The 14,154-nt window shown below is 36.2% G+C and carries 8 protein-coding genes; 7 read left to right on the forward strand and 1 reads right to left on the reverse strand.

What is annotated here, in order from left to right; translation table 11 throughout:
- Window positions 1–4 precede the first annotated feature (4 nt).
- From AsAng_RS06290 to AsAng_RS06300, 3 genes are all read left to right on the forward strand, one after another.
- Window positions 5–703: a hypothetical protein gene (locus AsAng_RS06290; RefSeq protein ID WP_264791946.1), complete on the forward strand. Its 699-nt coding sequence runs from the start codon at window positions 5–7 to the stop codon at window positions 701–703.
- A 122-nt stretch (window positions 704–825) separates the two neighbouring features.
- Window positions 826–8,763 (forward strand): RHS repeat domain-containing protein, encoded by a 7,938-nt coding sequence (locus AsAng_RS06295; RefSeq protein ID WP_264791947.1) that lies wholly within the window; start codon window positions 826–828, stop codon window positions 8,761–8,763.
- Window positions 8,763–9,122, forward strand: a complete 360-nt coding sequence (locus AsAng_RS06300; protein WP_264791948.1) for a hypothetical protein — start codon at window positions 8,763–8,765, stop codon at window positions 9,120–9,122. The genes AsAng_RS06295 and AsAng_RS06300 overlap by 1 nt, the downstream gene beginning before the upstream one ends.
- Window positions 9,123–9,926: 804 nt before the next feature.
- Here the strand turns inward: AsAng_RS06300 and AsAng_RS06305 are convergent.
- A complete protein-coding gene (locus AsAng_RS06305) occupies window positions 9,927–10,295 on the reverse strand; it encodes a helix-turn-helix transcriptional regulator (protein ID WP_264791949.1) in 369 nt (122 codons plus the stop codon).
- Between the two features lie 174 nt (window positions 10,296–10,469).
- Here AsAng_RS06305 and AsAng_RS06310 point away from each other — a divergent pair, with 174 nt between their 5' ends.
- From AsAng_RS06310 to AsAng_RS06325, 4 genes are all read left to right on the forward strand, one after another.
- Window positions 10,470–11,054: a hypothetical protein gene (locus tag AsAng_RS06310; protein WP_264791950.1), complete on the forward strand. Its 585-nt coding sequence runs from the start codon at window positions 10,470–10,472 to the stop codon at window positions 11,052–11,054.
- 161 nt (window positions 11,055–11,215) lie between these two features.
- On the forward strand, window positions 11,216–11,878 hold the full coding sequence (locus AsAng_RS06315; RefSeq protein ID WP_264791951.1) for a JAB domain-containing protein: 663 nt from the start codon (window positions 11,216–11,218) through the stop codon (window positions 11,876–11,878).
- 574 nt (window positions 11,879–12,452) lie between these two features.
- On the forward strand, window positions 12,453–13,517 hold the full coding sequence (locus tag AsAng_RS06320) for a hypothetical protein (RefSeq protein ID WP_264791952.1): 1,065 nt from the start codon (window positions 12,453–12,455) through the stop codon (window positions 13,515–13,517).
- Window positions 13,517–13,876: a hypothetical protein gene (locus AsAng_RS06325; RefSeq protein ID WP_264791948.1), complete on the forward strand. Its 360-nt coding sequence runs from the start codon at window positions 13,517–13,519 to the stop codon at window positions 13,874–13,876. The genes AsAng_RS06320 and AsAng_RS06325 overlap by 1 nt, the downstream gene beginning before the upstream one ends.
- The last annotated feature ends 278 nt before the right edge of the window (window positions 13,877–14,154 follow it).

Consider the following 14,154-nt stretch of genomic DNA (forward strand, 5'->3'; position numbering starts at 1 on the left):
AGATATGAAGCTTATTTTTTTGCTATCGTGTTGGCTATTAATCCAGCCAACCATAGCACAGAATTTCAAACAGGATTTTTTAGAGGTGTACAATCATCACAAAAACAGAGATTATTATACACAAGATGTAATAGTAAGTTCTTTTGAAAAAAGAGAGGATACTAAGCCTATAAATCAAGAAAAGGGTAAGATTGTAAAAGGAGATCAGGGGTACTATTCTAAATTTGGAGGTCAAGAAACCATTGTAGATGGAAAACATTTTTTATTTATCAATCATGCAGATTATAGAGTGGTTTATTACCATGACGTAGAGATCGATATTGATCAATTAACTCAGGTATATCAACAAGGCTTGGATTCTGTGAATAAGGAACGGATTCATTATATGAGTCGTAATGGTAAGTATAAAACGTATCAGATTCATAGTCCTAACGAAATGATTAAGACAATAGAGGTGAAATTAAATATGGAGGAGAAATTAGTTGAACAGATAACTTACTATTATCAAGGAATGAATGCTTATGAAAGTACTCTATATAAGACCGTTATCAATTACAAAATAATAAGTACTAAACCGCCTTCTAAAGATTGGTTTAATTGGCAGGAATATATTACTGTTAAAGGCAAAAAAGCCTCATTAAATACAAAGTATAGGCAATTTAATTTAACACAGCGTGAGGAGAAAAAGATCAACTGGAATTAATTACCGAATTCAAAATTTTTGCTTTTAAAGTAGTTTGGTTGCTGCTAAAACTAACGGAGAAAGAATTAAAAAATAAAACTGTATCCTGTAAAAGGAGAAACCTAATAAACCAATTCTTGAAGATGAAATATATCCATTATTTTATAATGATTTGCCTATTGCTGATTCAGAGCCAGTTAGTATGGGCAGGAGATGAGGAGTATGTCTCCTCTTTAAAGGGGAGTGCCATTGCTCCTGCGGCGAGCTTGGTAACAGCAGATGCTTGGTATAGTCATATGTTAAACAATAACGATTGGGAAGATCGTTTACCAACAGACCCTAAATCAAAGGTATATGACCTTAGCAAAAGATTTACGAATGTACAGGTGGATGGCTATGTCAGCTTACGTTGGGAAGGATCAGAAGAGGTCGTGTTTTCCAGTGATTGGGGGTATCGAGTAGAGGTAGAGATTCAATCGTGGAATACGCAAGGACATCCAATGCCTACTGTGACAAGGTGGCTAGCTGTGAATTATGAATTGGATGGCCAACAAAGCTTTAAGGATTGGGATGTTTTTCATCTTCCTGGTGCGGATCGATTGGAGGTTCAAGTTTTAACTATAGAATATACAGATGCCAATGGTATCATCAGTACGCCTACTCATCAGCCTGTCATGAAGGAGGATTTGTATTTAGAAAATAAAATAAAAGTAAAGCGTGTTTTTTCACTGGATGTTCAAGAAGATATAACCATACGACAAACTGCTTTAGATGTTCCCAATAGAATGGTGACTTATTCATGGGACTTTGTAGAGGGGGCAGAAGAATACGATTTTGAGTGGTTGTACATTTCCAAAGATGTTAACACTACAATTGCTTTGGATGGTCCATTGGGCTGGCAACGAGCAACACGGGTAAGTCTAATAGAAAATAAATATACCATAGAATTACCTTATGATGAAGGAACCGTCTATTTTAGAGCCAGAGCAGTAGGCTATGGCAATGAATTGGGGCATCGCCTGATTGGTAATTGGTCTAATATGCAGCTTTCTTTGTCTATAGCAGCAGATGGGAGCGGGGACATAGGTCCTTTGGAAACAGAAAAAAACTGGACTTATCAAGCTTCGTATGCAGAAGAAGGGAAACGAGTTGAAGTCTTAAATTTTGCAGATGGAACAGGTAGAGCTAGACAAAGTGTTACAAAGGACAATTCTTACAATCGCACTATTGTTTCTGAAACGGTTTTTGATCGAGAAGGAAGGCAAGCGATTCAGGTGATTCCTAGTGTGGCTGAAAAGGCAGAAAATCAACTGAAATTTTTTGACAATTACAACTTGGCAGATAGAAGTACTAATACGCCATCAACAATAGGAGGACCCATTCATTGGACGGACTTTGATCAAGATGCTAATTATACCTTTGATCAGACTCAAAAGATTATGAAATTGAGTACAATTTCAGGCAGTGGGCGCTATTTTTCTCCTTCCAATATTGACGATAAAGATTCTGATAAAGGAGCCTTTGTAGCAGATGCAAAAGGATTTCCTTATACTCAAACTGTTTTTGATAATCAGGGAAGGGTTAAGCTCCAATCAGGAGTTGGCGAAACGCATGCCTTTGGTTCGGGGCATGAAACAGAATATTATTACGCCTCTGTGTTTCAAGAGGATTTAGACGAATTATTTGGGTCAGAAATTGGCTATGCAGAACATTATAGTATGCAAATGACCAAAGATCCGAACGGTCAATTGTCGATCTCTTATACCAATCTTGCTGGAAAGACAGTAGCGACAGCTTTGGTTGGAGAGGCTCCGAAGGATGCTTCAGGAAACAACATGGTGGATCGCTTGGATCAATCTGGCACTCCAGTTTATCGATACCCCACTTCTCGTGTCAAAACGAGAAATTTGTTGCCTGAAGAAGAGGAGGACAAAAAAAGAAGTATTTCCCCTCAATCGATTATAAAGGAATTCATGGTAAGTTCGCCTGGAAATTATGATTTTCATTATACGGTTAACACTGCTCCTTTTGTTGGGTGTGATGGAGTGACGGTTCCTTGTGAATTTGAGCTAAAATTTAATATTTATGATTCAGAAGGTAATGTATTGAACAATCGTCTAAGTATAACATCCAGTAGCAATAATGCAATGGTTTTTGGGGCGTTTTTTGACGTAAATCATGGAGATGTATTTGATTTTCAATTTGTGGCAGGGCTGAATGACTTAAAATCGTATACCATTGAAAAGGTGCTGAGATTAAAGGATGTTTCTGCTGAGGTAGAAGCCTTTAAAGATAAGCTTAAGACGGATAACAATTCTTTTTTAGCAGATTTGAAGACTTATTATAAAGATCCTGTTAATATCACACCACCCGTGCATCCTAATCCCTGTGTAGATGCTGCTCCTTTGTTGGATTTGACACAGGTTAATTTAGATCCTTGTGACGAATATAGTGGCGATCCTTCTGATTTGGGCTGCGAAGGAATTCGGGATTTGTTAACATCTGATTTGTTGCCTGGAGGGCAATATTATGAAGAACCGAATTGGTTAGAGAACGAAATATCTTTTCCAAGTAATGGTATTACTTATCAGGGAGTAGATTATACCAATTGGGCAATGGTTCGTGCTTTAACTTATGTGGAAATTAAGGGGTTTATGGAGGCGAACAACTTCTTTGAGTATCATCCAGAATGGTGTTTGTATCGTTATCAATGTGTTGATAATCCAGATCCTAATACAAATGATACTTGGTATCAAGCCTTGCGTAAGCAGGATGCAGCGTGGTTTAACTTAGATCTAGCAGATGCTTTAACCAATGATTATTTAACTATTCCTAATGGTGGTATCTGTACGCTAACCAGCCATGGAGATTGGTATGGTAGGCTTAGTTATCCAATGCTTGGAGATATTGCAAGTCAGTTGACTGCTCATCATCTATTAATGACAACACTCCCAGCTCCTAAACCGCCTTTGTTGGATCATATTAAGTGGGAAATATGCCATTATATAGAAGATGGATCGAATTGGCATGATCTGGCAGATTTAGCAGATTTAGCTCGCCAAGATCCTGATATAACGGATGAGTTGAGATGGGCAGCGATTCGCAGTATGATGCTAGAGTGTAAACGAAGAGGGATTAATAAGCACTTATTAGATAAATTTCCTACTGGAACGTGTGGTGGTTTCTTGGCGGATGCCGACCCTAATGATGGGGTATTAGAAACCAGTGATGGTTTTAGTATTCGAATTCCTAATTATAATGATCTTGTTGCACAGGTAGAGAATCAAACTAATTTTAGTGGAACCGTTGCGCAAGACAATAGTATTGCCATACAAAATATGGCTAATGGGGTATTGAATGGTACTGTGGGACAAAATGTTGTTTCTGGGGGACCGTGTACGATTTATAAAGCAACTATTAGTTTTGGCTGTGCTTCTACAGGAACTGTTTTTTCTTTCTATGAAGAATTGTCTTTTAATCTTCATTTTACAAATCCTGATTTAGCAACAATATATGGTACCCGATTAGATTTGTTACCTTTGCGGAGCACTAGTACTGGTCTTAATTGTAATAAGAGTTATTTGGAGCAACAAATTAATAATCAGATAGCAACACTGTCTTCTCCTTTAAAAGATGATCTATCTATAATAGTGACAGAAACTAATGGGGATTTTGAATTAATTGTCTATTTACCAATTTCGTATCAAGGAGTGAGTGTCGAAATGAATCGTCTGCTTTATGGTTCTGCAGGGATAGGTTCTACTGCAACAAGAAAAACTTTTTATGATGAAAGTAAATTTGGTTATTCAAACTGTAAAGACCTAAATACCTTATGTGACTATTACAAACTAGTAGAGCCCATTACTTGTTTAAATAATGGTTCTTCTATAGATCTAAGTTTGGATTTAGCAACATCGACTTCGGGACTTAACACAACTTATGGAACTACTTCATTAGATTTAGGAACCATCACTTCGGGAATGTTGGGCAATGATTGTGGATATGATTTAAGCATGGTTCAAGCTGCTTTAAATGCAGCCGTAAGTGCATTACCTAGTCCATTAAAAGATGACATTGTTTTATTCGCTCAATCCGCAGGAGGGAATGGGATGGAGATTGTGTTAAAACTTCCAGACTTAACTTATAATGCAGGTAGCGTAACTCGTTCTAATAAATATGCAGGTTTAAAATTAGTAAAAACAACAAATACACCTAGTGTACCTGCAACAGTTGTCTCTAGCGATATCACCTTCTTTGCTTGCGATGATCAAGGATATCCAACTTGTGTTTGTGAAGAAATTAAGCAATTAAAACAAGAATATTCAGGTTATGCCGATATTTATGATGTTATAGCCGATCGGTATATTGCAGATTTACTGTTGTTACCTACAGCACTTAGTGGAAGCGATATACAATATATTGAAAATACCTATTGTTCTGCTAGTTCTACGCCAGCATATCCATTAGGCGGATATCAAGATCTACAACTTTGGAAAGCCAATTTTAAATTGGATAATACCATACCTACTCACTTTAAAGCCGAAATATCAAAATGTTTAGAAATACCAGATCCTTTATCTTGTGAAGAGCAAGCATTGGCATTGGCTTTATTTGAAGCGGAAGAATATATAGATAGAGTTACTAAGAAAGCCGTTGCTAAATACGAAAGAGACCTGAAAACAAGCTGTATCAACGATGTTGTAGAAGAATTTGAATTAACATATACCGATCGGGCGATCCATTATACACTTTATTATTACGATGCAAGTGGTAATTTAGAGCGAACCGTTCCTCCTACTGGTGTAGATCATTTAGAGACCCAAGCCGACTTAGATTTGGCAGTAGTAGAAAGAAATAGACATAGAAAAATACAAAAGCAAGGAGGTGTACCAACGCCTAAGGAGCCAACCCATGCGATGGCAACCAATTATGTTTATAATACGCTGAATGAAGTTGTACAGTCTACAGCACCAGATCGAGGGTCCGTTAAGACTTATTATGATGTATTAGGACGCCCTATTTTTAGTCAAAATGAGCAGCAAGTATTGGACAAAACAGCTAACTATATCTGTTATGATGCCCTAGGGCGCATTGTAGAAACAGGTTTGGTTGAAGAAAACGCTACTTCGTCAGCAGGACCAATCCCTCTAACTTTTGCAGATTTATTAGCACCTAGTAACAAAGCTACATTTCAATCTACATTGGATAATGGATCTTTCCCTAGTTCTTTGGTTATATTTTCAGGTTGGACCAAATCAGAAGTAAGAAAAACGTTTTACAATACAGGGATCAGCCAGATAGATGCAAAATTTGAAGATGAAATTGGCTTAAGAAGAAATAGAGTAGGGGCACAAACTTACTCTATGGATGGCGAACAAATAGATTATGAGGTAGCTTATAATTATGATGTTTTTGGAAATGCTAAAGAAGTATGGCAATATTATCCTCAATTGGTTGGGAACGAATACAAACAACTTCAATACGATTATGATTTAATTTCAGGCGTTGTGCATGGAGTGGATTACCAAAAGGGGGAAAAAGATCAGTTGAGCTTTAGATATACTTATGATGCCAATAATCGCTTGATAAAAGCAAAATCAAGTATCAATGGCTTTATTTGGAATACGGATGCTAGCTATGAATACTATTATCATGGACCTTTAAAAAGGGTAGAACTAGGAGAGGACAAAGTGCAAGGTTTGGATTATCTATATACCATGCATGGCTGGATAAAAGGAGTGAATTCTAATAAATTGAGTTCATCAGATGATCCTGGGCGAGATGGTTCAAATAATAGTAACCTACACAGTTCTATAGGCGGAGATATACACGATAGAATTGCTCAAGATATATTCGGGTATACCGTACATTATTATGATGGCGATTATTCAACAATTAATTCTAGTGTACAAAATTATTCAGAAGTACCAGCAAATGGGCAAACAGGAAATCTTTATAATGGAAATATTAGCTCTGTTACGCAAGCACAAACTAAACCTGCTATTGGAGGAGCTCCTCAGTCCGCATTGCCTTCCATTTGGAAAAAATATCGTTACGATCAATTGCATCGATTGGTCGAGTCTCAAACCTTAGAACAGGCAGTGGGAACTACATGGGGAAGTTTTGCTACGGGAGCTAATAAACCAGTAACAGGCGCACAAACTCAATATACTTATGGTCCTAATGGGAATATTCTGAGCTTAAAACGGTATGCAGGCGGGCTATTGCCCAATACTTCTCCTGTTTTGTTGGATGAATTAACGTATAATTATAATGCAGGAACTTCAACGTTGGCGAATTCTCCATTGGACTTTGTGAACAATAAGTTGAGTTTTGTATCCGATGCAGCTACACCACCCAATAGAAATGATGATTTAAAGAGTCAAAGTAGTGCTAATTATGTGTATGATGAGAATGGATCATTAATTGCAGATGCTTCAGAAGATATTGAAGAAATAAAGTGGACATCAGAGCAAAAGGTGAGCTATGTCAAAAGAAATAGTACAAATACGAATAATCGACCAGATCTAAAATATATTTATGATTTTCAAGGAAATCGAATTTCTAAAATACAAATCCCTAATGTAACGGGGCAAAACGAAAAACATACTGTTTATGTTCGAGATCCTCAAGGAAATGTATTGGGCATTTATGAATATGATAAGAAACCAAGTCATTCAGGAATAAATGTATATAGAACGCCTAATGTTTATTTGAAGGAACAAATGGTTTATGGATCAGATCGATTAGGAATTATCAAGAGAAATATACAAGTAGGAGGACCAATTAAAATTGTAGGAGATGGAATGTCTGCGTCAGGAACTATTACGCCCAAAATAGCAGTAAACAGTTATCTTGGGCACATAGAAAGCGATCCTACTCAGAGTTATTTAGATTTTGATCTGGAAAGAGATGAAGGAGTTAATTTAGATGAAGTCATAGGACTAGAAAATTTAGGAATTGTGGCTCAAGACCAACTTTATATAAAATCTTTTCCTATCTTTGAGCAAGGAGATGCAGTAGTGCAGCGATTGGAACGAATGAGAGGAGTCTACCGCTATGAACTAAAGAACTTCCGTGGTGACGTTCGACAGGTCATCAATGACGTAAAATCTAGAGAGAATATTAACGGTACAATAGAGTATACTGCTAATGTTATTCAAAGCTCAGATAGTTATCCCTTTGGCTGGGATATTAAGGAGCGTTCTTTCTCTACAGATTTGTATCGCTTTGCTTTTAATGGGCAAGAGAAATCGCCTGAAATCTCTAATGGACACCAAACCGCAAAGTTTTGGGAATATGATTCTCGAATTGCTCGCCGTTGGAATCTTGATCCTAGACCTGTAACCTCATTTAGTCCATATTCTGTTTTTGGTGGAAATCCCATTTTTAATACAGATGTAAAAGGAGATAGTGCTGTAGCTCCAAGCCGTGATGATATGCAACGAATAGCAGATGATTTGAATAGAGTTTATAAAACAAAATATGGAGAAGAAGGCGCAAAAGCTTTTTCTGTTCAGAAAATTAAACGGGTTCGAGATGATATTAAAGCTCCTGATGATTATCGAAATTTTTGGGGGTATCTGTGGTGGAGTAATACTCAATCAGTGGAAGTTACAGAATATGCATTAGTTGCAAATCCAAATTTTGACTGGAATAAGGACAAATACACTAAGGCAATGTTTGACATTATTAGTTTTAGAGGGTATGTTTGGACTCAATTAGAAGCGGATGTAAACAAAAGTTTAATTGATGGTAAAGCAGGTGGCTATACAGAGACTCATGGTTGGATTCGCTTGTCTACCCATTTAGGTACTTATCGAGGTCGTGGTAGTTCTTTAAGAACTTTAGGTACCTTATTTATGCATGAAGCTCTTTATCATGTACACCCATTAGGTGATGAAGAAGAGAAGCTTAAAGGATCTTCTGAACTTATGCGTGATTACTATGGTTCTCAAAGGGGAGTGAACCCTCATGGGTCAGGGTCTGATAAGCACCCTGTATTGAGAACTTCAGAGGAAAAAAAATGGCTAGATGATAAGAGAAGTAAAACACCATTGAAGAAAACAAAAAAGAAATAGTGGAAATAGAAAATATATTAGATGATAACGTATCTCTAAAGAATAGTTTATCAAAACTACTATTAAAAATTTTAGGAGTAACTGCTGTCCTTTTTGTTGTAATTACTCATTATACTAAAAAAGAAAAATTATTGATCGGGAGTGATGATACTTATGAGCTAATTGGTATTCCTTTTAGGTTTGCAACAAAGTATAATTGTGATATTTGTCCAATATCTTCAAGTTTTTCTATTTATTATTTCTTGGTAGATATAGCTGTATTTTATATTGTGGTTTTATTAGTCGCTTGGTTGATTTACAGAATGAAAGGAACAAGGTATTCCACCTCAGAAGCCAACAGACTAGAATCACGCCAGTAGTTATAAAAAACTACCACTGCGCTAGTCGCTGCGTTCTGTCATGTTTCTAGGTTGCCCTGATTTAGAGGGCAGAAAAAGGATATATTTTATTTCAAACTTAATAAATAAAAAAAATCATGTATAAAATTATAATTAAACACTTAGGATTGCCTAATGACACAGTAAACACAGAGGAGGTTGTTGGTGTAAACAAAGAAGATGCACATAAAATTCTTAACAAACGATACCCATTAGATCAATATAAAATTGTAAGTGAAGGAAAGATGAAATAAGGTATTCCACCGAGAGAGTAGCGATCTAGTATTGCGCCAGTAGCCTAAAAAAGCTACCAGTCTCTAGTCGTTTCTTCTGTCACATTACTAGGCTTACATGTTCGGTTACATGGCGGGTTTTCATGCTTATATTTTTCAAAAGAAAATGAAAATATACAAGCACTACACCGCCCTAGTTTGTGTACCTTTTAGGAGCTGTCAGGCTGCGTATTTTTTTTCAATTGAAAATAAAGTTATAGTAAAATACTTGCATAAAAAAGCCTCTTGGAGATGATCCAAGGGGCTTTTATATATAGCTATCTATCACAGTAATACTGTTTTCCTATCTAGCACCTGTCACTCCCTACACTTACGGTACATACAGCCTTTCAGGGCTTACGTTCACGTTTAATAATCGAGTTAGCCACTTGAAAAGCAATAGGCACGCCATTATTTTTGTTCCATGAAATTCCACAAAAATAAACTTTAATTATTTGTCATAGACCACTCCCTGCGGTCGTAATCCATGCCAAAAATTAAAGGGAATCAACACTTAGGAAGTAGTATTAGGGGCAGAATCAAGCAATTCTTTCATTCTTTTTTTTGTGAGCATGGTATTGATAAGTTTATAAATTATACTCTTGTCTTCTTCGTCTAGTTCTTCTAAAAGCTCTAGTTGCTCATTTTTAGGTTTGTCTTGAATTTGAATATCAATAGCTTTCTTTTCATCAAGAAAAACAATTTCGTCAATGGATAGATTGTAAAACTTAGCAATTTTGATAAGCTCTTCAAGGGAAATTCCTCTATCTCCTTTTTCTAATTTGTTATAGTTAGAATACCCTATTCCAAGTTCAAGAGCTACTTGTTTTTGGAGTAATCCTTTTTTCTCTCTAAGTAATTTTATATTATTTGATATAGACATAGGCTTTTTTCTATAAAAATACACTAAATAGATATTTTTAGCAAATAGTAGAAAAAAAAGAAAGTTTTTATTGCGATTTATGATATTTTGATTTAAATTTGAAGTAGAAGAAATCGAAATTTATATTTTCAAAAGAAAAATCATGTAGGCCTACAGGTTAAAAAACCTGAGAACATGACCAAGCAAGAATTAGAAAGATATTTAGAGATAGAGACGATTTTAAAATTGCATAAAATAGCAATTGATAAAGAGGGCTTTATGTCTTGTCCTTTCCATTCGAACTGTGAAAGGAGTTTAAAACTCTATCCTGAGTTAAATGGGGTAGCGTGTATGCGAGAAAGTTGTAGTAAATATAGAAAAGTGCTAGACGCTTTTTCGATATTGCAGGAGTTGGAAGGGATAAAAACGGAAGAAGCTCGCTTGTATGGGAAATCTTTATTATTAAGAGAGCTAGAAAGTTATCGAGCAAGGAAGACCCCAGTAAAAGTACAGGAGATCGGGGAGAATAGGAGCTTGAATAAAAGGGAAGCAGTGCTATTAAAGTATTTTGAGGACTTAAAAAGGTTTGTATTGGAAAAGGGAGGAGGGGAACAAGGCTATGAATTTAGGTTAGGAGAAGTAAGAGAAGACTTAAAAGTATATAAAAGCACACAACAACGTTATATCCATGAATTGTTAGAAAAAGGGTACATAGAGCAAAGTAGTGGGAGTTCAAATCGTGGCTATTATTATAGAATATTGAATTGGGCGGGTCGCTAGGGGTCGCCAGAGGGTCGCTAGAAGTACGATAAAAGCTAGAAAAAGAGCTTAGCGACCCTTTGCCCAGGAAAATGGACAAGGGGGTATAAAAAAAGAAGTAAAAAAGCAAAGCAACAACACTCAACAATGACCAATTATAAACCATTAAAAAACATTAAATTATGACAATCGAATTAACGGAAGCAGAGCAAGTACGAGTGTTACACAGCGAAGACATATTTTATATAATGCAAAAAGTGTTGGAGCGAGAAAGCAAGTTAGATCAAGCAAAACGGCACTTTTGGGGAATTGGCTTGGATGTAAGAAGCAAAATAATCCTAATAGAATTAGCGAGTTTAGGAACAATGGCAAAGAAAGATTTACATGCCTCAGATGTCTATGCGAATGCGATCCACAAGCAAGCCAAGCAAATGATCTTATGTCACAGTAACCCAGATGGAAGTTTAGAAGCGAGTGAAGAATCCAAGGATTTAACAGACTGGTTAATACAAATAGGTTTAATAGTAAATATACCAGTATATGACCATTTGATAATAAATGAAAGGAGCTTTGTAAGTTTTAGAGCAATGGGTTTACTAGCAGAATTAGAGAAAAGCACCAAGTATGTAATCCCAAGAGAATTGGAGCGCAGAACGAGAGAGGAAGAACGCCGCAAAGCCAAGGTAGATGCAGAGTTTGCAGCAAAAAAAGCATATGAAGAAAAGCAAGAAGAAGTAGGACAAACCAGATTTGATATAGCTTATGCAATGAAAGAAAAAGGCTTTCCAATCAAGGCAATATCAGAGGTAACAGGTTTATCAGAAGAAGAAGTAAAGATGGCATAAAATGAACATCTATGAGCAAAGCAAATTAGGAAGCTATACTTTAGGGTATGGCTTTTTTTATTTTTAATGGTTGGCATGCAAGCCGTTAGGCGATGTATGACAAGTATTAAAACTTAGGGCTGCCAAAGCCCTAATAAAAGAGGTACTAAAGTGTATTAATTACCGAGCGTACCGCAGCGTAAGGAGTGGCAAGTGCTAGACAGAAAAATAGTGTTAAACTATGATGAATAGCTACATTTTTATGCAAGCGTTAGCGCAGCTTGCCAGCTCCTAGCGGGTACGCACACTAGGCTAGTGAAGTGCTTGTGTTTTTCAATTGAAAATATAAGGACGAGAACTAGCAGGCTGATGAGCATGCAAACCTAGGAGCATGCCAGAAGGAATGACAAATGACTGGTACTAAATTTACTGGCATGAAGCTAGACAGCAGCTTCCGAGGAAGCCTACCACTTTCCCTTTTTAGGAATGTAAATAAATGTAAAAGCGTGTAAATAGCTTATTTTTTCAAATGAAAATATAATCTATTGAAAGAAAAAAGTATATCTTTGAAAAGTGTACAGAGCATGTCAAAAGGGTGTGCAGAGGGATTGAAAAAAGATGTACAGAGTTCTACCGCTATGAACTAAAGAACTTCCGTGGTGACGTTCGACAGGTCATCAATGACGTAAAATCTAGAGAGAATATTAACGGTACAATAGAGTATACTGCTAATGTTATTCAAAGCTCAGATAGTTATCCCTTTGGCTGGGATATTAAGGAGCGTTCTTTCTCTACAGATTTGTATCGCTTTGCTTTTAATGGGCAAGAGAAATCGCCTGAAATCTCTAATGGACACCAAACCGCAAAGTTTTGGGAATATGATTCTCGAATTGCTCGCCGTTGGAATCTTGATCCTAGACCTGTAACCTCATTTAGTCCATATTCTGTTTTTGGTGGAAATCCCATTTTTAATACAGATGTAAAAGGAGATAGTGCTGTAGCTCCAAGCCGTGATGATATGCAACGAATAGCAGATGATTTGAATAGAGTTTATAAAACAAAATATGGAGAAGAAGGCGCAAAAGCTTTTTCTGTTCAGAAAATTAAACGGGTTCGAGATGATATTAAAGCTCCTGATGATTATCGAAATTTTTGGGGGTATCTGTGGTGGAGTAATACTCAATCAGTGGAAGTTACAGAATATGCATTAGTTGCAAATCCAAATTTTGACTGGAATAAGGACAAATACACTAAGGCAATGTTTGACATTATTAGTTTTAGAGGGTATGTTTGGACTCAATTAGAAGCGGATGTAAACAAAAGTTTAATTGATGGTAAAGCAGGTGGCTATACAGAGACTCATGGTTGGATTCGCTTGTCTACCCATTTAGGTACTTATCGAGGTCGTGGTAGTTCTTTAAGAACTTTAGGTACCTTATTTATGCATGAAGCTCTTTATCATGTACACCCATTAGGTGATGAAGAAGAGAAGCTTAAAGGATCTTCTGAACTTATGCGTGATTACTATGGTTCTCAAAGGGGAGTGAACCCTCATGGGTCAGGGTCTGATAAGCACCCTGTATTGAGAACTTCAGAGGAAAAAAAATGGCTAGATGATAAGAGAAGTAAAACACCATTGAAGAAAACAAAAAAGAAATAGTGGAAATAGAAAATATATTAGATGATAACGTATCTCTAAAGAATAGTTTATCAAAACTACTATTAAAAATTTTAGGAGTAACTGCTGTCCTTTTTGTTGTAATTACTCATTATACTAAAAAAGAAAAATTATTGATCGGGAGTGATGATACTTATGAGCTAATTGGTATTCCTTTTAGGTTTGCAACAAAGTATAATTGTGATATTTGTCCAATATCTTCAAGTTTTTCTATTTATTATTTCTTGGTAGATATAGCTGTATTTTATATTGTGGTTTTATTAGTCGCTTGGTTGATTTACAGAATGAAAGGAACAAGGTATTCCACCTCAGAAGCCAACAGACTAGAATCACGCCAGTAGTTATAAAAAACTACCACTGCGCTAGTCGCTGCGTTCTGTCATGTTTCTAGGTTGCCCTGATTTAGAGGGCAGAAAAAGGATATATTTTATTTCAAACTTAATAAATAAAAAAAATCATGTATAAAATTATAATTAAACACTTAGGATTGCCTAATGACACAGTAAACACAGAGGAGGTTGTTGGTGTAAACAAAGAAGATGCACATAAAATTCTTAACAAACGATACCCATTAGATCAATATAAAATTGTAAGTGAAGGAAAGATGAAATAAGGTATT

It is taken from the genome of Aureispira anguillae (assembly GCF_026000115.1).
GTDB classification, from domain to species: domain Bacteria; phylum Bacteroidota; class Bacteroidia; order Chitinophagales; family Saprospiraceae; genus Aureispira; species Aureispira anguillae.

Coding starts and splice junctions, on each gene's coding strand:
- AsAng_RS06290 (WP_264791946.1), top strand. CDS start 5: ATGAAGCTTATTTTTTTGCTATCGTGTTGGCTATTAATCCAGCCAACC.
- AsAng_RS06295 (WP_264791947.1), top strand. CDS start 826: ATGAAATATATCCATTATTTTATAATGATTTGCCTATTGCTGATTCAG.
- AsAng_RS06305 (WP_264791949.1), bottom strand. CDS start 10,295: ATGTCTATATCAAATAATATAAAATTACTTAGAGAGAAAAAAGGATTA.
- AsAng_RS06310 (WP_264791950.1), top strand. CDS start 10,470: ATGACCAAGCAAGAATTAGAAAGATATTTAGAGATAGAGACGATTTTA.
- AsAng_RS06315 (WP_264791951.1), top strand. CDS start 11,216: ATGACAATCGAATTAACGGAAGCAGAGCAAGTACGAGTGTTACACAGC.